Genomic DNA, 19,157 nt, shown 5'->3' on the forward strand with positions numbered 1-19,157 from the left:
TTAGCGGATAAACAGCTTCTGAATCAGTTTCTGAATAGCTTTGCCATACGGCGGATAAATCAACTTCGCCGCGTTGAACCGCTGTTTGATCAGCACACCCTTGGCCTTGCTGAAGGTCAGGAAACCTTCGTGACCGTGGTAATGGCCCATGCCCGAGGCGCCGATGCCACCGAACGGCATATCGTCCTGGGCGACGTGCAGCAGCGTGTCGTTCAGGCACACGCCGCCGGAATGGGTTTCGTGAAGCACGCGATTCTGCTCGCGCTTGTCGTAGCCGAAGTAGTACAGCGCCAGCGGACGAGGCCGTTGATTGATGTAGGCAAATGCCTGATTCAGGTCGGTGTACGGCACGATAGGCAGCACCGGGCCGAAGATTTCGTCCTGCATTACCGTCATGTCGTCGCTGACATTGAGTAACAGGCTGTGGCCCATGCGTCGGCCCTGGCCCTGGTCGAACAGCGGAATCAACAGCGCGCCCTTGCTGGTGGCGTCGCTGAGGTAGCCGTTAAGCCGCGCCAGCTGTCGGTCATTGATGATGGCGGTGTAATCCGGGTTGTCGACCAGGGTCGGATAAAACCCGCGAACCGCTTGGCGATAGGCTTCGACGAAAGATCCGACACGATCCTCGGGCACCAGCACGTAGTCCGGCGCCACGCAGGTTTGCCCTGCGTTGAGGGTTTTACCGAAAGCGATGCGTTCGGCAGCGTCCTTGAGTGGCACGTCGCGAGAGACGATGGCCGGGGACTTGCCACCCAGTTCGAGTGTCACCGGGGTCAGGTTCTCGGCCGCTGCGCGCATGACGTGTTTGCCGATGCTGGTGGCGCCGGTAAACAGCAAGTGATCAAAACGCAGTCGGGAGAACGCGACACCGATATCAGCCTCGCCCAGCACCACGCAGACCAGGTCTTGTGGAAACACCCGGCCGAGCAACTCCTTGAGCAGTAAACCCGTAGCCGGCGTGGACTCGCTGAGTTTGAGCATCACCCGATTACCCGCCGACAACGCACCCACCAGAGGGCCGATGGCCAGATACAGCGGGTAGTTCCACGGCACGATCACACCGACAACGCCGAGCGGCTGATAAACGACTTTGGCTGAAGCGGGTTGAAAAGCGATGCCGACCTTGCGCCGCGACGGTTTCATCCAGCCCTTGAGGTGTTGGCTGGCGTAATGAATGCCGTGCAGGCTCGGCATCAGCTCGGCGAGCAGGGTTTCATCGGCGCTGCGGTGGCTGAAATCCTGGCTGATGGCGTCGATCAAGGCCTGACGTTCATCGCTCAGCAGATCCCGCAAAGCCTTGAGCCATTGCTGGCGTTGGGCGGCGGGCGGCATCGGGTTGGCGGCGTAAGCGGCCCGTTGCGCATCAAACAGTGTTTGGAGTTCGTCCAAAGGCTGCTGTAGGTTCTGCAGGTAGGCGATGTCGGCACTCATGGTCGGCTCCGGATTTATTGTAATGAGGAACTTTTTAGAGTCTATGCTCTAGAAAGTCAAATGACATCCTGGCGCAGCTTTGTTTTATCCACTCCCGGATAGGTCGTAAGATGCCCGTCACCGCACTCTGAATTAAAGCTCAAGCCATGGCCCCACGGATCAAAACCAGCGAGCGCATCGTGCAGAACAGCCTGGAGCTGTTCAATCAGCAGGGCGAGCGCAGCATCAGCACCAACCACATTGCTGCCCATATGGAAATTTCCCCGGGCAACCTGTACTACCACTTCCCCAACAAGCAGGCGATCATCGCCGTGTTGTTCAGTGAGTACGAAAGCCTTGTGGACAGCTTCCTGCGCCCGCCCCAAGGCCGCGCCGCTACGGTTGAGGACAAGCGTTACTACCTCAAGGAGCTGCTGGCGGCGATGTGGCGCTACCGGTTTTTGCACCGTGACCTCGAACACCTGCTCGAAAGCGATCCGGACCTGGCCGCCCGTTACCGGCGCTTTTCCCAGCGCTGCGTGATTCAGGGCACGGCCATTTACAAAGGGTTCGTCGAGGCTGGCATCCTGAACATGGACCGGGTGCAGATCGAATCCCTGACCATCAATGCCTGGATCATTCTTACGTCCTGGGTGCGTTTTTTGTGCACCACGCGGGAAAACTCCAACCACTTGAGCGAGCAAGCGATCAAGCGTGGGGTGTATCAGGTGTTGGTGCTGGAAGCCGGGTTTGTCACCGATCAGTCTCGCGAAGAGGTGAATGCCCTGTTCGAAGAGTTTTACGTGCCGCTGGCCCAAGCCCTGGAAGAAGGGCCGCAGGATCAAATACCGAGTTAATCACAGGAGCCCGTTATGCCCATTGCGCAACTGATCAGCCCGCAAGCGTTGGACCTGAAGAAGGAGCAGCCGGGGCTGGTGATTCTGGATTGTCGTTTTGCCCTCGAAGACCCTGACTACGGTCAGCGCAGTTATGCCGAAGGGCATATCGCCGGGTCGAGCTTTGCCGATCTGGAGCGTGATCTCAGCGGGACGGTCATCAAAGGCGTCACCGGGCGCCATCCGCTGCCTGAACCCGAAGATTTGATCGAACGCCTGCAAGCCTGGGGCATCAGCCCTGACAGCGAAGTGGTTCTGTACGACGACGGTCCCGGTGCCTACGCGGCTCGGGCCTGGTGGTTACTGGCCTGGCTGGGCAAGCGTGACGGCGTGTTCATCCTCGATGGCGGGCTCAAAGCCTGGCACGCGGCCGGTCTGCCATTGAGTCTCGATGCGCCTTCGGTTTTGCGTGGAACCTTCAGCGGTACGCCGGATGCTTCATTGTTGCTTAGTGCCGATCAACTTCAGCAACGTCTCGGCCATCCTGCGCTGACCCTGCTCGACGCCCGCGGCTTGCCGCGCTTCAAAGGCGAAGTGGAGCCGATCGACCCGATTGCCGGGCACATCCCCGGCGCGCAATGCGCGGCGTTCACTGACAATCTGGGCAGCGACGGGCGTTTCCTGCCGGCCGATCAGCTCAAGCAGCGCTTTGCCGCGAAACTCGGTGATCGCTCGCCGACGGAATTGGTGGCGTATTGCGGTTCCGGCGTGACGGCCTGCCACAACCTGTTTGCGTTGTGCCTGGCGGGTTATCCGTTGGCGTCGTTGTATGCCGGGTCGTGGAGTGAGTGGATCAATGAACCGGCGCGGGGCGTTGCGACCGGCGAATAAACACAGATCCAAATGTGGGAGCGGGCTTGCTCGCGAAGAGGCCATGTCAGTCGATAGAAATGTCGAATGACAGACCGCTTTCGCGAGCAAGCCCGCTCCCACATTTGGTTCTGCGCCAGGCTCAACCCCTGAGCGGTTTTCGGGCACTGCGATACGCCCCCGGCCCAACCCCGTAAACCTGCTTGAACTGCCGGCTCAGATGACTCTGGTCGGCAAACCCCAATCGCGTCGCGACTTCCAGCGGCAGGCAGCCGTCCTGTAACAAGGCCCGCGCTCGAGCAATACGTTGCTGCATCAGCCAGGTGTGCGGCGGCATGCCGGTGGCGCGGCGGAACACTCGGGCAAAGTGGAAGGGCGACAGGTTCACTGCTGTGGCCAGTTCTTCCAGTGACGGCGGCGCTGCCAATTGCGAATGCAGCAAGTCTTTGGCCTGCGTCACCGCCCGGTGTTCCTTGCCAGGTTTGCCGGCAATCGACACGGCGGCATGGCGTTGCAGCAGCGACAGCATCATTTCCCGCCAGACCGTCTGCTGTTGCAATGCTGTGGACGGGCTCTCCAGCAGACGATGCAACTGGCAGAAACCCTTCACCAGATCCGGATCGCGATACAGCGTGGCGCCGAATGCCGGCAATTCACTGGTTGGCAATTCCAGCTCGGCCAGCAGCGAGAGAATCTGCCCACTGTCGGGATAAAACGCTCGGTACAACCAACCGTCCTCGGCGCCTTTATGGCCGGTGTGCAATTCATCCGGGTTGATCAAAACGAGAGTGCCACTGCCCGCCAGATGCTCGGCGCCGCGATAACGATAGCGCTGGGCGCCAGCCATGATCATGCCGATGACATAGCCGTCATGCACATGGGGTGCGAAGCGGTGTTCGATGTAGCGCGCGGATAACAGTTCGACCCCGGCCAGCGGTGCCGTTTGCCAGAACCGAATCGACTCGCCCTGATCGTTATCCATGGCGTTATTCGCGACCCGCAGCGGTCAGCCATTGGGGAATGCGCCGCTCAAGGTAGTAACCCGGTTGCCTGAACGTACCGTCGACGAAGCCGACATGCCCACCCTTGGCTTGCAACTCGAATTGGGTGCAGGCAGACAACTCACTGGCTTCGGGCAGGCTGTGAGGAAACACGAACGGGTCGTCAGCAGCCTGGATGATCAGGGTTGGTGTGCGGATTTCACCGAGGAAATAGCGACTAGAGGCGCGGCGATAGTAATCCTCGGCGTCCGCGAAACCATTCAGCGGCGCGGTGACCCGGCCATCGAAATCCCAGAACGTGCGCATGTTTTCCAGCGAGCCTAGCGCGGCCAATTCGGCCAAGCCATCGTGGCGTCCGTCATGCTGGAACTGGCGTTGCTTGTTCTTGATGTAGGCCACCATCTCGCGCATGAAATGCGCTTGATAGACCTTGGAAAAACCCTGCCCAATGCGGTCGGCGCACTGATCAAGGCGAAACGGCACTGACACCGCCACAGCGCCGAGTACGCCGCTGTCGCTGCCGGTCTCGCCCAGGTGCTTGAGCAACACATTGCCGCCCAGGGAATAGCCGACGGCATACAGCGGCGCGAGCGGTCGTTTGGCTTTCAGGTGCTTGATGGTTTCGGCCAGGTCTTCACTGGCGCCGGAATGGTAGCTTCGCGGCAACAGATTTGGCTCGCCCGAGCAACCGCGCCAGTTCAGCGCAACACTGGCCCAACCCTGATCGCCCAGCACTTTTTGCAGGCCAGCCACGTAAGGCGAGTTCGACGAACCGGTCAGCCCGTGCAACACCAGCACCAGCGGTGCGTTGGCGGTGTGCGGGCCGTGCCAGTCGAGGTCGAGGAAGTCGCCGTCTTCGAGCCAAAGCCGTTCGCGCTCGCGATCAATATGGGTGGTTTTTCGCCACAGCGGCCCCCACAAGGTTTGCAAGTGCGGGTTGCCAAAGCCGAAGGCCGGGGTGAAGCGTTCTGGCGGATGGGACACATTATTCTCGATGCAGCGGTGCGCAACCGGTGCGCACCTTGTTTCAGGCTAGTCGATTAACCAGCAATCTCTGCTGTACGCTGCCACAACGCGTAGTAAACCCGCCCGGATTTCTGCTCGCGGTGCAGGCGCCAGTTGCCCGGCAAACCCAGCGACGACGGCGCATTTTCGCTTTCGGTGTAGACCCAGGCCTCGTCGGCCAGCCATTGACGCTCTTCGAGTAGTGCGCAAACACCGGGTAACAGGTTCTGGTTGAACGGCGGGTCGAGGAACACCACGTCGTAGGCGGTTGCTGTCTGGGTTTCCAGGTAGCGCAAGGCGTCGGCGGTCTGGACCTGGCCGGTGGTGCAGCGCAGCGTGCCCAAGTGTTCCTTGATGCTGGAGACCGCGATGTTGCTGGCGTCCAGCGCCTGGCCCATGGCCGCGCCACGGGACAGCGCTTCGAGGAACAGTGCGCCGCTGCCGGCAAACGGATCCAGCACCTTGGCCCCGGCGACATACGGTGCGAGCCAGTTGAACAGGGTTTCACGCACCCGGTCCGGCGTCGGGCGCAGGCCCGGCGCATCGGGGAAGCTCAGCTTTCGGCTGCCCCATTCACCGCCGATGATGCGCAGTTGATTTACGCCGTTATGGACGTTGTGAACAGGTTTTTTAGGACGCGATGGACTGGCCATTAATGCTCCGGAACCCCGAGCGGCTGCTCGGTGGGTTTATCAGATGGGGCCGGTAACGGCTTTTGCGGCACGGTCGGGCCAGCGGTGACGATGACCATTTTGTCCGTGCTCAAGTGTTTGTTCAGTGCGGTTTTAACCTGCTCGACAGTCAGGCTCTGGGACTGCTGCATGAAGTCTTCCAGATAGCTAAGCGGCAAGTTGTAGAAACCCATGGCGCCGAGTTGGCCGACGATATCGGCGTTGCTGGCGGTGGACAGCGGGAAGCTGCCGGCCAGTTCACGCTTGGCGTCGTCGAGTTCTTTCTGGGTCGGGCCGGTTTTAAGGTAGTCGGCGAGGACATCCTGCACCAGTTTCAGGGTGCCTTCGCTCATTTCGGCGCGGGTTTGCAGATTGATCATGAACGGCCCGCGAGCCTGCATCGGGGTGAAGCCCGAATACACGCCGTAAGACAGACCACGCTTCTCGCGCACTTCGCTCATCAATCGGGTGCCGAAACCGCCGCCGCCAAGGATCTGGTTGCCCATGGACAGTGCTGCGTAGTCCGGGTCATCACGGTCGATACCCAGTTGCGCGAGCATCAGGTTGGTTTGCTTGGAAGGGAACTCGATGTGGTTGATGCTGGCCTTCGGTTCGGTCGGCTGCGCAATCTTCGCCAGGGCCGGGCCTTTTGGCAGGGCGCTGGAGACTTGCGCGGCAATCGCTTCAGCCTCGGCGCGGGACAGGTCACCGACCATCGCAATTACTACGTTACCCGCGGCGTAGGCTTTCTCATGGAAGGCCCGCAACTGCGCCAGGGTGATCGCCGGAACAGATTTCGCTGTGCCGTCGCTGGAGGTAGCGTAAGGATGATCGCCGTAGAGACGTTTCATCAGCTCCAGGCCAGCCAGTTTGCCGGGGTTCTGCTTCTGGTATTCGAAGCCGGCGAGCATCTGGTTTTTGATCCGCGCGAACGAGTCGGCAGGGAAGGTCGGTTTACCGATGACTTCGGAGAACAACTTCAATGCCGGCTCGCGTTTGTCCACAGCGCTCAAACTGCGCAGCGAAGCAATCGCCATGTCTTTATAAGCACCGTTGCCAAAGTCTGCGCCCAAGCCTTCGAAGCCCTGGGCGATAGCGCCGACATCTTTGCCGGCAACGCCTTCGTTGAGCATGGCGTTAGTCAGCAGGGCCAGGCCGGGCGCATTGCCGTCCTGGCTGCTGCCGGCGGCGAAGATCAGGCGCATGTCGAACATCGGCAGCTCCCGGGCTTCGACGAACAACACCTTGGCGCCTTCGGCGGTGGTCCAGGATTGCACGTTCATGTTGCGATGGCTCGGGGCTTTGCCGTCGAGTTCGGCCAAAGACTGCAGCTTCTGGCTGGTCTTGGCTTTATCGAGGGCTTCGCTGGCCTTGGACTCATCGGTTTTGGAAAAATAGAACGCGGCCGAGCCGATCAGGGCGACAGCGATCAGGCCAATCAGTGGCAGGCGCGATTTTTTATGCTCACTCATGAGTCGTCTCCAGTGGAAGTACATGGGCGACGCTGAGACGTTCGCGGGTGAAATACAGCTTGGCGGCTTTCTGGATGTCTTCGGGGGTGACGCTTTCCAGATCGGCGAGTTCGGTGTCCATCAGCTTCCACGACAGACCGACGGTTTCCAGTTGGCCGATCGAGGTGGCCTGGCTGGTGATCGAGTCGCGCTCGTAGACCAGGCCGGCAATGACCTGAGCCCGCACGCGCTCCAGTTCCTGCGCCGATGGTGCGGTGGTTTTCAGCTGTTCGAGCAGCTTCCATAGACCGGCCTCAGCCTGGGCCATGGTTTTGTTTTTCTGGGTGTTCGGGGTCGCCGACAGAGTGAACAAGCTGTCGCCACGGGTGTAGGCGTCGTAGCTCGACGAACCGCCGGACACCAGCTCTTCGCCGCGCTCCAGTTGTGTCGGGATACGTCCGCTGTAGCCGCCGTCGAGCAGGGCCGAGATCAGGCGCAAGGCATTTACCGAGCGCTTGTCTTCGGCGGTGGCGATGCTCGGCACGTTGAAGGCCAGCATCAGGGCCGGCAGTTGGGTTTGCACGTGCAGGGTGATCTGCCGTTCGCCGGGCTCGGCCAGTTCCAGCGGGATTTTCGCCGGTGGTACGTCGCGCTTGGCAATCGGGCCGAAGTAACGCTGGGCCAGGGCTTTGACTTCATCCGGGGTTACGTCGCCGACCACCACCAAAGTGGCGTTGTTCGGCACGTACCAGGACTTGTACCAGTGGCGCAGTTCTTCGACCTTCATGCGGTCGAGGTCAGCCATCCAGCCGATGGTCGGCGTGTGATAACCGCTGGCCGGGTAGGCCATGGCCTTGAAACGTTCGTAAGCCTTGGACATCGGCTTGTCGTCAGTGCGCAGGCGACGCTCTTCTTTAATAACCTCGATCTCGCGGCTGAACTCGTCGGCCGGCAATTTCAGGTTGGCCATGCGGTCCGCTTCGAGCTCGAAGGCCACGCCCAGGCGATCACGGGCCAGCACTTGGTAGTACGCCGTGAAGTCGTCGCTGGTGAAAGCGTTCTCTTCGGCGCCGAGGTCACGCAGGATCAGCGACGCTTCGCCGGGGCCAACCTTCTCGCTGCCCTTGAACATCATGTGTTCCAAGGCGTGGGACAAACCGGTTTGCCCCGGCGTCTCATAGCTTGAGCCGACCTTGTACCAGATCTGGGAAACCACCACCGGCGCACGATGGTCTTCGCGCACGACGACCTTCAAGCCGTTGTCGAGGGTGAATTCGTGGGTGGGTTGTGGATCGGCAGCCAGGGCCGAGAGGGGCAGACAAACTGTGCTGAGCAGCAGGCCTGCGGCGCGGCGGGCTAGAGCATTCATACGTTTTTAAACCTGTTGAGCTGCCCGCTTGGTCTTAGCCTAGGCGGGCGAGGAGGTGCTAGGATACTGATCCGTTTTACTGGCGGCCACGCCTATCAGGCCATTAATCGGCCTGCAGGTTGTATGGGTTCTCGGCAGAAGCTTTCAGTTTGTCAGCTAAACTCTGCGTTTTCGCCGACGATGCCGGTCCAGTCCTTCGTATTAGTCGACCTTTGAGGTGCCGTTGGTGCCTCGACAAATAGTTGCGCGTGAACAAGCTGGATGAATCGCAGTCTGTTCTGCATTGAATATTTATTTGCCGGGGCGCCCTTTGGCGCGTCGCTACCGTGAGATAGCCGTCCTCCATGTTTGGTTCCAACGACGACAAGAAGACCCCAGCTGCGGCTGGCGAGAAGAAAAGCCTGTTCGGATGGCTGCGCAAAAAGCCGCAGGAAACCGTCGTCGAACAGCCACAGCCACTGCCCGAGCCGGTAATAGAAGAAGAGCCGGCGCCGATTGTCCTGGCGATTGCCGAGCCGGTGCTGCAACCGGTGGCTGAGCCTGAGCCTGAGCCTCAAGTCGAAGTCGTGGCCGAGTCGCCAGTGACGCCGGCCGCTGCGCCCTGGCTGACCTTGCCGGTAGCGGAAGAGCCGGTGGCGTTGGTCGAAGACGAGCAGGTGCCGCACGTCACTCCGCCGATTCCAGCCCCGATTGCGTTTACCCCTGCGCCGATTCATGTGCCAGCGGTTGAGCCAGTTGTCGCGCCAGTGGTTGTCGCCGAGCCTGCGCCGGTTATCCCAGAGCCTGTAGTACCTGCTTTCGTGGCGCCAGTTGCCCCGATTGTTCAAACGCCTGCACCTGCACCTGCACCGGTCATCGCGCCGGTTGTTGCTGCGCCTGTGGCCATCGTCGAAACCCCGGCCGAGCCGCCGCGCACCGAAGAAACCAAAGCCGGTTTCTTCGCTCGCCTCAAGCAAGGCCTGTCCAAGACCAGCGCCAGCATCGGCGAAGGCATGGCCAGCCTGTTCCTGGGCAAGAAGATCATCGATGACGAGCTGCTCGAAGACATCGAAACCCGTCTGCTGACCGCTGACGTAGGCGTCGAAGCGACGTCGGTGATCATTCAGCGCCTGACCCAGAAAGTCGCGCGCAAAGAGCTGGCCGATGCCGATGCGCTGTACAAATCCCTGCAAGCGGAACTGGCAGCGATGCTCAAGCCTGTCGAGCAGCCGCTGAAAATCACCTCGCAGAACAAACCGTTCGTGATTCTGGTGGTTGGCGTCAACGGCGCCGGCAAAACCACCACCATCGGCAAACTGGCGAAGAAGCTCCAGCTGGAGGGCAAGAAAGTCATGCTCGCCGCCGGTGACACCTTCCGCGCCGCTGCGGTGGAGCAATTGCAGGTCTGGGGTGAGCGCAACAAGATCCCGGTGATCGCCCAGCACACCGGCGCCGATTCGGCTTCAGTGATCTTCGACGCTGTGCAGGCCGCCAAGGCCCGGGGCATCGACGTGCTGATTGCCGACACCGCCGGTCGCCTGCACACCAAAGACAACCTGATGGAAGAACTGAAGAAGGTTCGTCGGGTGATCGGCAAACTTGACGCCGACGCGCCGCACGAAGTGCTGTTGGTGCTCGACGCCGGTACTGGCCAGAACGCCATCAACCAGGCCAAGCAGTTCAACCAGACCGTGCAGTTGACGGGCCTGGCGCTGACCAAGCTCGATGGCACGGCCAAGGGCGGGGTGATTTTCGCCCTGGCCAAGCAGTTTGGCTTGCCGATTCGCTACATCGGCGTCGGTGAAGGCATCGACGACTTGCGTACTTTTGAAGCAGAACCCTTTGTCCAGGCATTGTTTGCCGAGCGGGAGCGTTCATGATTCGTTTCGAACAGGTCGGTAAACGCTACCCGAATGGTCACGTCGGCTTGCATGAGCTGAGCTTTCGAGTCCGTCGGGGCGAATTCTTGTTTGTCACCGGCCATTCCGGCGCCGGTAAAAGCACCTTGCTGCGGCTGTTGCTGGCCATGGAGCGTCCGACCACCGGCAAATTGCTGTTGGCCGGACAGGACCTGGGCACCATCAGCAACGCACAGATTCCGTACCTGCGGCGGCAGATCGGCGTGGTGTTCCAGAACCACCAACTGCTGTTCGATCGCACGGTGTTTAACAACATCGCGCTGCCGTTGCAGATCCTCGGCCTGTCCAAGCCCGAGATCGCCAAACGTGTCGACTCGGCCCTGGAGCGCGTGGCGCTCTCGGACAAGACCGATCTGTACCCCGGCGACCTGTCCACCGGTCAACAGCAGCGCGTCGGCATCGCCCGCGCCATCGTTCACCGTCCGGCCTTGCTGCTGGCGGACGAACCGACCGGTAACCTCGATCCGCGTCTGGCGGCCGAGATCATGGGCGTGTTCGAAGACATCAACCGCTTGGGCACCAGCGTACTCATCGCCAGTCACGACCTGGCACTGATCGCCCGTATGCGCCATCGCATGCTGACCTTGCAGCGCGGTCGATTGATCGGTGACGGGGAGGCCGGCGTATGAGTGCGACACGCAGCCCCAAGGTTTCCGAGCGCGTAGCCCCCAAGGCTGCCGATCAGCAACCGAAAAAGAAAAAACGCGATGATGACGACGGCCCGGATTTCGCCACGCTGTTGCGTGCCTGGATCGAAAGCCATCGCGCCAGCCTGGTGGACAGTCTGCGTCGGTTGGGCAAACAGCCGATCGGCAGCTTTTTCACCTGCATGGTGATGGCAGTGGCCCTGAGTTTGCCGATGGGCCTGTCACTTTTGCTGAATAACGTCGAGCGACTCGGTGGTTCCTGGCAACGTGCGGCGCAGATTTCCTTGTATCTGGAACTCAGCGCCAGCCCGGAACAGGGCGAGTCGTTGCGCGAACAGATCAAAGGCATGCCCGGCGTAGCAGATGCTGAATATGTCGGTCGCGATCAGGCGCTGGAAGAGTTCCAGCAACAGTCGGGCCTGGGTGAGGCGCTCAAGGAGTTGCCGGAAAACCCGCTGCCAGGCGTGGTCCTGGTGACGCCGAAAGAGGTCGACAAGCCGACTCTTGAAGCATTACGACAAAAACTTTCCGAATTGCCGAAGGTACAACAAGCGCAACTTGATCTAGTCTGGGTCGAGCGTCTGGCCGCCATCCTCAAGCTGGGTGACCGGTTTGTCTTCGGTCTGACCGTGCTTTTGGTTTCTGCATTACTTTTGGTGATAGGCAATACCATTCGTCTTCATATTGAAAACCGCCGCACAGAGATAGAAGTGATTAAACTCGTCGGCGGCACGGACAGCTATGTGCGCAGGCCCTTTCTGTACATGGGCGCGCTTTATGGCTTCGGTGCGGGGGTTCTTTCCTGGGGTGTCTTGGCGTTTGGCCTGAACTGGCTGAACGACGCAGTGGTTGGTTTGGCCGGCTTGTACGGCAGTAATTTTGCGCTGGCCGGAGTGCCAGTTGCCGATGGTCTGTCGCTCTTGCTTGGCGCGGTGCTGTTGGGTTATATCGGTGCATGGATTGCAGTCGCACGCCATCTCAGGGAGTTGGCGCCGAAGTAGTATCTTTTTGCGCGTATTGACCTTTCGGTTTTTATGGGAACTTGTCCAACGGTTTCCGGTCAATTTTCGCAGTGCTGAACTGCACGAGTTATGTAAGTCGGAGGTTTTTTCGTATGACCACTTCTTTGCAACCTGCTTATGCTCTGGTCCCAGGCGCAAACCTGGAGGCCTATGTGCACACCGTGAACAGCATTCCATTGCTGACGCCGGAGCAGGAGCGTGAACTGGCCGAGAGTCTCTATTATGAGCAGGATTTGGGGGCGGCTCGGCAGATGGTGCTCGCCCACCTGCGTTTTGTTGTACACATTGCCCGTAGCTATTCCGGCTACGGCCTGGCCCAGGCTGACCTGATCCAGGAAGGCAACGTCGGCCTGATGAAGGCTGTAAAACGCTTCAACCCGGAAATGGGTGTGCGTCTGGTTTCGTTCGCTGTGCACTGGATCAAGGCGGAAATTCACGAGTTCATCCTGCGCAACTGGCGCATTGTGAAAGTCGCGACCACCAAGGCCCAGCGCAAACTGTTCTTCAACCTGCGCAGCCAGAAGAAACGTCTGGCGTGGCTGAACAACGAGGAAGTCCACCGTGTGGCGGAAAGCCTCGGCGTAGAGCCGCGGGAAGTGCGCGAGATGGAAAGTCGCCTGACGGGCCATGACATGGCCTTCGACCCGGCCGCCGAAGCGGACGACGACAGCGCTTTCCAATCGCCGGCCAACTATCTGGAAGACCACCGGTACGACCCGGCCCGTCAACTGGAAGATGCCGACTGGAGCGACAACTCCAACCACAACCTGCACGAAGCGCTGGAAGTGCTGGACGACCGCAGCCGTGACATTCTCTACCAGCGCTGGCTGGCAGAAGAAAAAGCCACGCTGCACGACCTGGCGCAAAAGTACAACGTGTCGGCCGAGCGTATTCGTCAGCTTGAAAAGAGCGCGATGAACAAGCTCAAGTTGTCGATCGCCGCCTAGCCCGCGCACCGGCAATAAAAAACGCCCCGATCAGAGATGATCGGGGCGTTTTTGTTTGTATCCGATATTCCAGCCTCACCCTGGCCCCTGTGGGAGCGAGCTTGCTCGCGATCGCGTCAAGTCAGTCTCTATAAATGTTGAATGACTAACCGCTATCGCGAGCAAGCTCGCTCCCACAGGAGATCTTGGGTGTTATTGAGCCCAAGGCGCCCGCCGCGAATCGTTAAGGCCGAGCAGGTAGCTATCGCCGCCTAGTTGGCTCATCTGCTGCCGAATCCAGCCGGCCCGGCGTGCGACGTAGTTGGTCGGATGGCTAGCGCTCCACACCCGCGGGTTCGGCAGCACCGCGGCCAACAAGCTCGCCTGCTGACGACTCAAATTTTTAGCGCTCACGCCAAAGTGATGCCGGGCCGCCGCTTCGGCGCCAAACACTCCGTCATCCCACTCGACGCTGTTGAGATACACCTCAAGAATCCGCTGCTTGGGCCAGAACACTTCGATCAACCCGGTAAACCACGCTTCCAGCCCTTTGCGCAGCCAACTGCGACCGGACCAAAGAAAGAGGTTTTTCGAGACTTGCTGGCTCAAGGTGCTGGCGCCCCGAATCGAGCCGCCGAGTTCGTTATGGGCCAGCGCTGCCTGAATCGCCCCAAAGTCAAAACCCCAATGCTCCGGGAATTTCTGGTCCTCGCCGGCAATCACCGCAACTTTCAGGTCGTCGGAGATCTGATCCCAGGGTTGCCAGGTGCGCTGCACGTCAATGGGCTCGCCGTCGAACCAGGATTCGACCTTGCGCTCGACCATCAACGCCGTGCCCGGTGGCGGCACCACGCGAAAAATCAGCACCAGCAATATGCTGCCGCCAGCGAACCAGAGCAGGGCCTTCGTGAAACGACGGAAAATTAAACGCAGCATAGAGATGGCTTGGCCGAACCCGTTGAGCGGGCCATTATACAGACCCTGTTGATCGAGACTGACTGGAGTTCTTCATGCTGCGTGGCTTTCTGATGCTGGCCGCTTTCTTCGGTTTCACCGGCGTTGCCCTTGGCGCGTTTGCCGCCCATGGCTTGAAAAACCGCCTGACACCCGAGTACCTGGCGATTTTCCACACTGGGGTCACCTATCAACTGGTACACACCCTGGCATTGCTAGGTGTTGCCCTGCTAGCCACGCAGATTCCCGGTCGTTTGATCACTTGGGCGGGCGCATCGTTTACCATCGGTATCTTGCTGTTCTCCGGCAGCCTGTACCTGCTGACCATCACCGGCGTCAGCAAGCTGGGGATCATCACGCCCTTCGGCGGCCTGGCATTCCTGGTGGGCTGGTTCTGCCTGGGGCTTGCCGCCTGGCGCTTGACTTGACCTTGTAGGAGCTGCCGCAGGCTGCGCTCTTTTGATCTTCAAAAGAGCAAGATCAAAAGATCGCAGCCTGCGGCAGCTCCTACGGGATTGTGTTTCAAGACGAATGGCTTGGGTCAGCCTGACCGATCGGGCTAGAATGCCTGCCCCTAAAAATGATGGCGGCATCCGGCATGCGCATTCAGTTGAACGGCGAATCCCTTGAACTGCCCGACGGTGAAACCGTTGCGGCCCTGCTGACCCGTCTGGATCTGACCGGACGCCGGGTGGCGGTCGAACTCAATCTGGATATCGTCCCGCGCAGCCAGCATGCCGACACCACGCTGAGCGATGGCGACAACGTCGAAGTCGTGCACGCCATCGGCGGCGGCTAGTCGCCCGGCCCATAAGGGCACAGAATTCTGCAAGAACCTCACCCCTACAGAGGATTTCCCATGAGCATCGTTCGTAGCGACAAGCCCTTCGTCCTGGCCGGTCGTACTTACCAGTCGCGTTTGCTGGTAGGTACCGGCAAGTACCGTGACATGGAAGAAACCCGCCTGGCCATCGAAGCCTCGGGTGCCGAGATCGTCACCTTCGCCGTGCGCCGCACCAACCTGGGCCAGAACCCGGGCGAACCGAACCTGCTTGAAGTCCTGTCGCCGGATCGCTACACCTTCCTGCCGAACACCGCCGGTTGCTTCGACGCTACCGAGGCTGTGCGCACCTGTCGCCTGGCCCGTGAGCTGCTCGGCGGCCATAACCTGGTGAAGCTGGAAGTGCTGGCGGACCAGAAAACCCTGTTCCCTAACGTGATCGAAACCCTCAAGGCCGCCGAAGTGCTGGTCAAGGAAGGTTTCGACGTGATGGTTTACACCAGCGATGACCCGATCATTGCCCGTCAACTGGCGGAAATCGGCGTTATCGCGGTCATGCCGCTGGCCGGTCTGATCGGTACTGGCCTGGGGATCTGCAACCCGTATAACCTGCAGATCATCCTCGAAGAAGCCAAGATCCCGGTGCTGGTGGATGCCGGTGTCGGTACCGCTTCCGACGCCACCATCGCGATGGAACTGGGTTGCGAAGCGGTGCTGATGAATTCGGCCATTGCTCACGCCCAGCAGCCGATCATGATGGCTGAAGCCATGAAACACGCCATCGTTGCAGGCCGCTTGGCCTACCTCGCCGGCCGCATGCCGAAAAAACTCTATGCCAGCGCCTCCTCGCCGCTGGATGGTCTGATCAAGTAAGAGCCATTGATGACTGAATCAAACGACACGCCTATCCAGCCGGAAGAAGGCGAAGAACGCCAACACCGCCGCATCAAGAGTTTCGTGATGCGCGCCGGGCGCATGACCGAAGGCCAGCAAAAAGGCCTGGAGCAGGGCACCCCGCTGTTCGTCCTGCCGCTGGCCGATGCGCCGGTAGACTTCGACCAAGTGTTTGGCCGTTCGGCGCCGCGTTCCCTGGAAATCGGTTTCGGCATGGGTCATTCGCTGTTGGAAATGGCTGCCGCTTCGCCGGAGCAGGATTTCATCGGTGTGGAAGTTCACCGCCCGGGTGTTGGCGCGCTGCTTAATGGCGTGCTGACTCAGGGCCTGACCAACCTGCGGGTCTACGATTGCGACGCGATCGAAGTGCTCAACAATTGCGTGGCCGATAACAGCCTCGATCGCCTGATGCTGTTTTTCCCGGACCCATGGCACAAGAGCCGTCACCACAAGCGCCGTATCGTTCAGGCGTCGTTCGCTGAACTGGTGCGCAGCAAGTTGAAAGTCGGCGGCATTCTGCACATGGCCACCGACTGGGAACCGTACGCCGAGTACATGCTGGAAGTGATGAACGTCGCACCGGGTTACCGCAACCTTGCCGAAGACGGCAAATGCGTCCCGCGCCCGACCGAGCGCCCGATCACCAAGTTCGAACGCCGCGGCGAACGTCTTGGGCATGGCGTGTGGGACCTGAAGTTCGAAAAGCAGTCCTAAGCCCTACGCAATACCCAATGTGGGAGCGGGCTTGCTCGCGAAAGCGGTGTGTCATTCAACTTTAATGTCGACTGATACACCGCCTTCGCGAGCAAGCTCGCTCCCACAGTTGTTTTCGGTTGCAGCTGAAATCAGCGGCGGTCGGCTACTACGCCAATCAACACCAGCACCACCAACAACACCGGTGCGAGGCTGTAGTTGTTGAACTGGCTCAGGCCTTTGATGATCCATGGCGTGGCGTAGATCAGCGCAAGCCCACTGCCGACCATGCACAGCAGGGCCATCATCGGGACGCGCAAGGCGCCGGCGAGGCCGCCCAGGCGTTGTTCGACCCAGCCTTTGATGTCCGCGCCGAACAGCACCAGCAGGCAACCCACCAGTGCCAGAGAGATTTCCGACAGGTTGCTACGGCTCCAGCGGGACACGGTGGCGAGCAGGTCGAGGATCAAATCCATTGGTTTTCCCTTAAGGCTGAAATCAGCTCAGAAATGTCTGCAGCAAGTCATTGAGAAACAGTTGTCCGCGCTCGGTGGCCGCCAGACGTGACGGTTCGACCTGCAACAAGCCGCTTTGTTCGGCTTCACGGCGACCTTCGGCGAGGCTTTCCAGCGGCAGCCCGGTACGTTCCGGATACAGTCGCGATTCCACTCCCTCGGTCAGGCGCAAGGCGTTCATCAGGAACTCGAATGGCAGCTCGTCGTTGGTCAGGGCTTTCTCGCCGGCCTTGAAGCTTTTGGCCGGGTTGAGGTAGTCCTTCGGCAGACGGGTCTTCCAGGTCCGGACGATGCGCCCGTCCGGGTGGCTGAGCTTGCCGTGGGCGCCAGCGCCGATGCCGATGAAGTCGCCGAAACTCCAGTAATTGAGGTTATGCCGCGCCGGGCGACCGGGCTGGGCATAGGCCGAGACTTCGTATTGCGCGTAACCGTGCTCGGCCAACAGCGCCTGCCCGGCTTCCTGAATGTCCCACAACGTGTCGTCTTCCGGCAGCGTCGGCGGCTGGTTCCAGAACACCGTGTTCGGCTCCAGCGTTAGCTGATACCAGGACAAGTGGGTCGGCTTCAGCGCGATGGCCTGGCGCAGGTCGCTCAAGGCGTCGTCCAGCGACTGATCGGGCAAACCGTGCATCAGGTCCAGATTGAAGTTGTCGAACCCGGCCTGACGGGCCATGCCGGCGGCTCGCACCGCTTCGTCACCGTTGTGAATCCGCCCCAGCGCTTTGAGTTTCTCTTCCTGGAAGCTCTGGATGCCGATCGACAGGCGATTGATGCCCAGTGCCCGGTAGGCGACGAACTTCTCCTGCTCGAACGTCCCCGGGTTGGCTTCCAGGGTGATTTCGATGTCGCTGGCAAACGGAATCCGCTGCTCCACGCCTTTGAGCAAACGGCCCAAGGCCTCGGCGCTGAACAGGCTCGGAGTGCCGCCACCAAAGAAGATCGAGCTCAGCTCACGGCCGTAAACCGCGTGTAGATCCTGATCAAGGTCGGCCAGCAACGCGTCGACGTACTCTTCTTCCGGCAACACCGGGCTGGCGGTGTGGGAGTTGAAGTCGCAATAAGGGCATTTGCGCACACACCACGGGATGTGGATGTACAGCGCCAGGGGCGGCAACGTTGGCAGCGCGGCCCGAGGCGATTGGGCGGCGCCGCCGAAGATCAGCGGCGACGCGGATGAGTCGTGGGTCATTTCAGGCCCAGACGCTGGCGCAGCAGATCCATTGCACGGGCGCGGTGGCTGATCAGGTTCTTGTCGCTTGGGCTCAGCTCGGCGCTGGAGCAGTTGCGCTCCGGCACCCAGAACAGCGGGTCATAGCCAAAACCGTGCTGGCCGCTGGCCGTCGGCAGAATGCGCCCGTGCCACAAGCCTTCGCAAAGGATCGGCAACGGATCGTCGGCATGCCGCACCAGCGCCAGGACGCAAACGAACTGCGCGCCGCGTTCGGCTTCAGGCACGTCTTTGAGTACGTCGAGCAGCTTGGCGTTATTCGCCGCATCGCCCTGACCGTCAGCGTAACGCGCGGAGTAGATCCCCGGCGCACCGCCAAGGAAATCCACCGCCAGCCCCGAATCATCGGCCAGCGCCGGCAAGCCGGAGATGCGCGCGGCATTGCGGGCCTTGAGGATGGCGTTCTCGACGAACGACAGGCCGGTTTCTTCCGGCTCGACGCTGCTGAACTCGCCGATCGAGTGCAATTGCACCGATTCGCCGAGCATGGCCTGGAGTTCCTTGAGTTTGCCGGCGTTATGGCTGGCCAGTACGAGTTGCGTGAAGTTCATCATTCGCCGGGGAAAAGCTCTTGGTTGAAATTGATGGTGTTGATTTTGTCGCCGTTCTGGACCTTGATCTCGAACGTGCGGATTTCCTGCTGAGGCACCGGGTACTGCGCAATGTAGTAAACCGCACCTTGCTCAGTCACCTGTTTGAAACTCAACGGGACGCTCTGGCTGGTCAGGTCTTTGACCGTGCCGCTGACCTGAGAGATCAGTGGTTTGCCGTCCTTGATTACCGAAACGTTGATCACGCCCTGACTCTTGCTGCGGATCAGTTCCGCCGCTTTGGCAATGTCCGGCGTCAGGTAGGTGGAGTTGAAGGTGTTGTAGTGCACCGTCACGTCGCCAAAGGTTTCCTGACGCTCGCCTTTGATGACGTCGGCGGCCATGGCAGTGACGCTCAGGCAGGCAGTAAGTAGAAACAGTGCTAGACGACCCATG

Annotated in this window: 21 protein-coding genes; 10 read left to right on the forward strand and 11 right to left on the reverse strand. The window is 60.3% G+C overall.

The genetic code is table 11. The annotated features are described in order from the left end of the window. Window positions 1-1,431 (reverse strand): coniferyl aldehyde dehydrogenase, encoded by a 1,431-nt coding sequence (locus tag AC1MEW_RS05130; RefSeq protein ID WP_201198589.1) that lies wholly within the window; start codon window positions 1,429-1,431, stop codon window positions 1-3. A 146-nt stretch (window positions 1,432-1,577) separates the two neighbouring features. Here AC1MEW_RS05130 and AC1MEW_RS05135 point away from each other — a divergent pair, with 146 nt between their 5' ends. Further along, window positions 1,578-2,267: a TetR/AcrR family transcriptional regulator gene (locus tag AC1MEW_RS05135; protein WP_201198588.1), complete on the forward strand. Its 690-nt coding sequence runs from the start codon at window positions 1,578-1,580 to the stop codon at window positions 2,265-2,267. A 15-nt stretch (window positions 2,268-2,282) separates the two neighbouring features. Next, the gene (locus AC1MEW_RS05140; RefSeq protein WP_201198586.1) at window positions 2,283-3,137 is read left to right on the forward strand and encodes a sulfurtransferase; all 855 of its coding nucleotides are present in this window, start codon (window positions 2,283-2,285) and stop codon (window positions 3,135-3,137) included. 121 nt (window positions 3,138-3,258) lie between these two features. On the opposite strand, the gene AC1MEW_RS05145 is transcribed toward AC1MEW_RS05140, so the two are convergent. The 5 genes from AC1MEW_RS05145 to AC1MEW_RS05165 are packed head-to-tail and all read right to left on the reverse strand — an operon-like array spanning window position 3,259 to window position 8,613. After that, the gene (locus AC1MEW_RS05145) at window positions 3,259-4,098 is read right to left on the reverse strand and encodes an AraC family transcriptional regulator (RefSeq protein WP_201257182.1); all 840 of its coding nucleotides are present in this window, start codon (window positions 4,096-4,098) and stop codon (window positions 3,259-3,261) included. 4 nt (window positions 4,099-4,102) lie between these two features. Beyond that, window positions 4,103-5,101: a hydrolase gene (locus tag AC1MEW_RS05150; protein WP_201198582.1), complete on the reverse strand. Its 999-nt coding sequence runs from the start codon at window positions 5,099-5,101 to the stop codon at window positions 4,103-4,105. 56 nt (window positions 5,102-5,157) lie between these two features. Continuing rightward, window positions 5,158-5,775, reverse strand: a complete 618-nt coding sequence (rsmD, locus tag AC1MEW_RS05155; protein ID WP_201198580.1) for a 16S rRNA (guanine(966)-N(2))-methyltransferase RsmD — start codon at window positions 5,773-5,775, stop codon at window positions 5,158-5,160. Beyond that, the gene (locus AC1MEW_RS05160; RefSeq protein WP_201198578.1) at window positions 5,775-7,265 is read right to left on the reverse strand and encodes a M16 family metallopeptidase; all 1,491 of its coding nucleotides are present in this window, start codon (window positions 7,263-7,265) and stop codon (window positions 5,775-5,777) included. The genes rsmD and AC1MEW_RS05160 overlap by 1 nt, the downstream gene beginning before the upstream one ends. Then, entirely contained in the window at window positions 7,258-8,613 is a 1,356-nt protein-coding gene (locus tag AC1MEW_RS05165) for a M16 family metallopeptidase (protein ID WP_201198576.1), read from the reverse strand. Before AC1MEW_RS05165 ends, AC1MEW_RS05160 begins: the two co-directional genes overlap by 8 nt. 344 nt (window positions 8,614-8,957) lie before the next feature. Between AC1MEW_RS05165 and ftsY the strand changes: the two genes are divergently transcribed. From ftsY to rpoH, 4 genes are all read left to right on the forward strand, one after another. After that, entirely contained in the window at window positions 8,958-10,472 is a 1,515-nt protein-coding gene (gene ftsY / locus AC1MEW_RS05170; RefSeq protein ID WP_201257181.1) for a signal recognition particle-docking protein FtsY, read from the forward strand. After that, complete coding sequence (ftsE, locus tag AC1MEW_RS05175) at window positions 10,469-11,140, forward strand: cell division ATP-binding protein FtsE (RefSeq protein WP_201190075.1); 672 nt, start codon at window positions 10,469-10,471, stop codon at window positions 11,138-11,140. Before ftsY ends, ftsE begins: the two co-directional genes overlap by 4 nt. Further along, the gene (gene ftsX, locus AC1MEW_RS05180; RefSeq protein WP_201198572.1) at window positions 11,137-12,159 is read left to right on the forward strand and encodes a permease-like cell division protein FtsX; all 1,023 of its coding nucleotides are present in this window, start codon (window positions 11,137-11,139) and stop codon (window positions 12,157-12,159) included. The genes ftsE and ftsX overlap by 4 nt, the downstream gene beginning before the upstream one ends. A gap of 113 nt (window positions 12,160-12,272) precedes the next feature. Then, window positions 12,273-13,127, forward strand: a complete 855-nt coding sequence (rpoH, locus tag AC1MEW_RS05185) for an RNA polymerase sigma factor RpoH (protein WP_003176698.1) — start codon at window positions 12,273-12,275, stop codon at window positions 13,125-13,127. 192 nt (window positions 13,128-13,319) lie between these two features. Here the strand turns inward: rpoH and mtgA are convergent, their stop codons facing one another. After that, on the reverse strand, window positions 13,320-14,042 hold the full coding sequence (gene mtgA / locus AC1MEW_RS05190; protein ID WP_201257180.1) for a monofunctional biosynthetic peptidoglycan transglycosylase: 723 nt from the start codon (window positions 14,040-14,042) through the stop codon (window positions 13,320-13,322). Between the two features lie 74 nt (window positions 14,043-14,116). On the opposite strand from mtgA, the gene AC1MEW_RS05195 reads away from it, so the two are divergent. From AC1MEW_RS05195 to trmB, 4 genes are all read left to right on the forward strand, one after another. Further along, a complete protein-coding gene (locus tag AC1MEW_RS05195) occupies window positions 14,117-14,488 on the forward strand; it encodes a DUF423 domain-containing protein (RefSeq protein WP_480425590.1) in 372 nt (123 codons plus the stop codon). Between the two features lie 170 nt (window positions 14,489-14,658). Continuing rightward, complete coding sequence (thiS, locus tag AC1MEW_RS05200; RefSeq protein ID WP_201198308.1) at window positions 14,659-14,859, forward strand: sulfur carrier protein ThiS; 201 nt, start codon at window positions 14,659-14,661, stop codon at window positions 14,857-14,859. Between the two features lie 60 nt (window positions 14,860-14,919). Further along, the gene (locus AC1MEW_RS05205; protein WP_008068101.1) at window positions 14,920-15,714 is read left to right on the forward strand and encodes a thiazole synthase; all 795 of its coding nucleotides are present in this window, start codon (window positions 14,920-14,922) and stop codon (window positions 15,712-15,714) included. A gap of 9 nt (window positions 15,715-15,723) precedes the next feature. Continuing rightward, on the forward strand, window positions 15,724-16,449 hold the full coding sequence (gene trmB, locus AC1MEW_RS05210) for a tRNA (guanosine(46)-N7)-methyltransferase TrmB (protein WP_201257179.1): 726 nt from the start codon (window positions 15,724-15,726) through the stop codon (window positions 16,447-16,449). Between the two features lie 131 nt (window positions 16,450-16,580). Here trmB and AC1MEW_RS05215 read toward each other — a convergent pair whose 3' ends face one another. The 4 genes from AC1MEW_RS05215 to AC1MEW_RS05230 are packed head-to-tail and all read right to left on the reverse strand — an operon-like array spanning window position 16,581 to window position 19,156. Further along, window positions 16,581-16,904, reverse strand: a complete 324-nt coding sequence (locus tag AC1MEW_RS05215) for a DUF3392 domain-containing protein (protein ID WP_201190067.1) — start codon at window positions 16,902-16,904, stop codon at window positions 16,581-16,583. Between the two features lie 22 nt (window positions 16,905-16,926). Next, entirely contained in the window at window positions 16,927-18,132 is a 1,206-nt protein-coding gene (gene hemW, locus AC1MEW_RS05220) for a radical SAM family heme chaperone HemW (protein ID WP_242486407.1), read from the reverse strand. Further along, the gene (rdgB, locus tag AC1MEW_RS05225; RefSeq protein WP_322269883.1) at window positions 18,129-18,725 is read right to left on the reverse strand and encodes an RdgB/HAM1 family non-canonical purine NTP pyrophosphatase; all 597 of its coding nucleotides are present in this window, start codon (window positions 18,723-18,725) and stop codon (window positions 18,129-18,131) included. The genes hemW and rdgB overlap by 4 nt, the downstream gene beginning before the upstream one ends. Beyond that, window positions 18,722-19,156, reverse strand: a complete 435-nt coding sequence (locus AC1MEW_RS05230; RefSeq protein ID WP_201190055.1) for a DUF4426 domain-containing protein — start codon at window positions 19,154-19,156, stop codon at window positions 18,722-18,724. Before AC1MEW_RS05230 ends, rdgB begins: the two co-directional genes overlap by 4 nt. Window position 19,157: the final 1 nt, after the last annotated feature.

This window comes from Pseudomonas sp. ASL4, from assembly GCF_056680395.1.

Excerpts from the sequence above, each read along its gene's own strand:
- AC1MEW_RS05130 (WP_201198589.1), bottom strand. The coding sequence starts at position 1,431 with ATGAGTGCCGACATCGCCTACCTGCAGAACCTACAGCAGCCTTTGGAC.
- AC1MEW_RS05135 (WP_201198588.1), top strand. The coding sequence starts at position 1,578 with ATGGCCCCACGGATCAAAACCAGCGAGCGCATCGTGCAGAACAGCCTG.
- AC1MEW_RS05140 (WP_201198586.1), top strand. The coding sequence starts at position 2,283 with ATGCCCATTGCGCAACTGATCAGCCCGCAAGCGTTGGACCTGAAGAAG.
- AC1MEW_RS05145 (WP_201257182.1), bottom strand. The coding sequence starts at position 4,098 with ATGGATAACGATCAGGGCGAGTCGATTCGGTTCTGGCAAACGGCACCG.
- rsmD (WP_201198580.1), bottom strand. The coding sequence starts at position 5,775 with ATGGCCAGTCCATCGCGTCCTAAAAAACCTGTTCACAACGTCCATAAC.
- AC1MEW_RS05160 (WP_201198578.1), bottom strand. The coding sequence starts at position 7,265 with ATGAGTGAGCATAAAAAATCGCGCCTGCCACTGATTGGCCTGATCGCT.
- AC1MEW_RS05165 (WP_201198576.1), bottom strand. The coding sequence starts at position 8,613 with ATGAATGCTCTAGCCCGCCGCGCCGCAGGCCTGCTGCTCAGCACAGTT.
- ftsY (WP_201257181.1), top strand. The coding sequence starts at position 8,958 with ATGTTTGGTTCCAACGACGACAAGAAGACCCCAGCTGCGGCTGGCGAG.
- ftsE (WP_201190075.1), top strand. The coding sequence starts at position 10,469 with ATGATTCGTTTCGAACAGGTCGGTAAACGCTACCCGAATGGTCACGTC.
- ftsX (WP_201198572.1), top strand. The coding sequence starts at position 11,137 with ATGAGTGCGACACGCAGCCCCAAGGTTTCCGAGCGCGTAGCCCCCAAG.
- rpoH (WP_003176698.1), top strand. The coding sequence starts at position 12,273 with ATGACCACTTCTTTGCAACCTGCTTATGCTCTGGTCCCAGGCGCAAAC.
- mtgA (WP_201257180.1), bottom strand. The coding sequence starts at position 14,042 with ATGCTGCGTTTAATTTTCCGTCGTTTCACGAAGGCCCTGCTCTGGTTC.
- AC1MEW_RS05195 (WP_480425590.1), top strand. The coding sequence starts at position 14,117 with ATGCTGCGTGGCTTTCTGATGCTGGCCGCTTTCTTCGGTTTCACCGGC.
- thiS (WP_201198308.1), top strand. The coding sequence starts at position 14,659 with ATGCGCATTCAGTTGAACGGCGAATCCCTTGAACTGCCCGACGGTGAA.
- AC1MEW_RS05205 (WP_008068101.1), top strand. The coding sequence starts at position 14,920 with ATGAGCATCGTTCGTAGCGACAAGCCCTTCGTCCTGGCCGGTCGTACT.
- trmB (WP_201257179.1), top strand. The coding sequence starts at position 15,724 with ATGACTGAATCAAACGACACGCCTATCCAGCCGGAAGAAGGCGAAGAA.
- AC1MEW_RS05215 (WP_201190067.1), bottom strand. The coding sequence starts at position 16,904 with ATGGATTTGATCCTCGACCTGCTCGCCACCGTGTCCCGCTGGAGCCGT.
- hemW (WP_242486407.1), bottom strand. The coding sequence starts at position 18,132 with ATGACCCACGACTCATCCGCGTCGCCGCTGATCTTCGGCGGCGCCGCC.
- rdgB (WP_322269883.1), bottom strand. The coding sequence starts at position 18,725 with ATGATGAACTTCACGCAACTCGTACTGGCCAGCCATAACGCCGGCAAA.
- AC1MEW_RS05230 (WP_201190055.1), bottom strand. The coding sequence starts at position 19,156 with ATGGGTCGTCTAGCACTGTTTCTACTTACTGCCTGCCTGAGCGTCACT.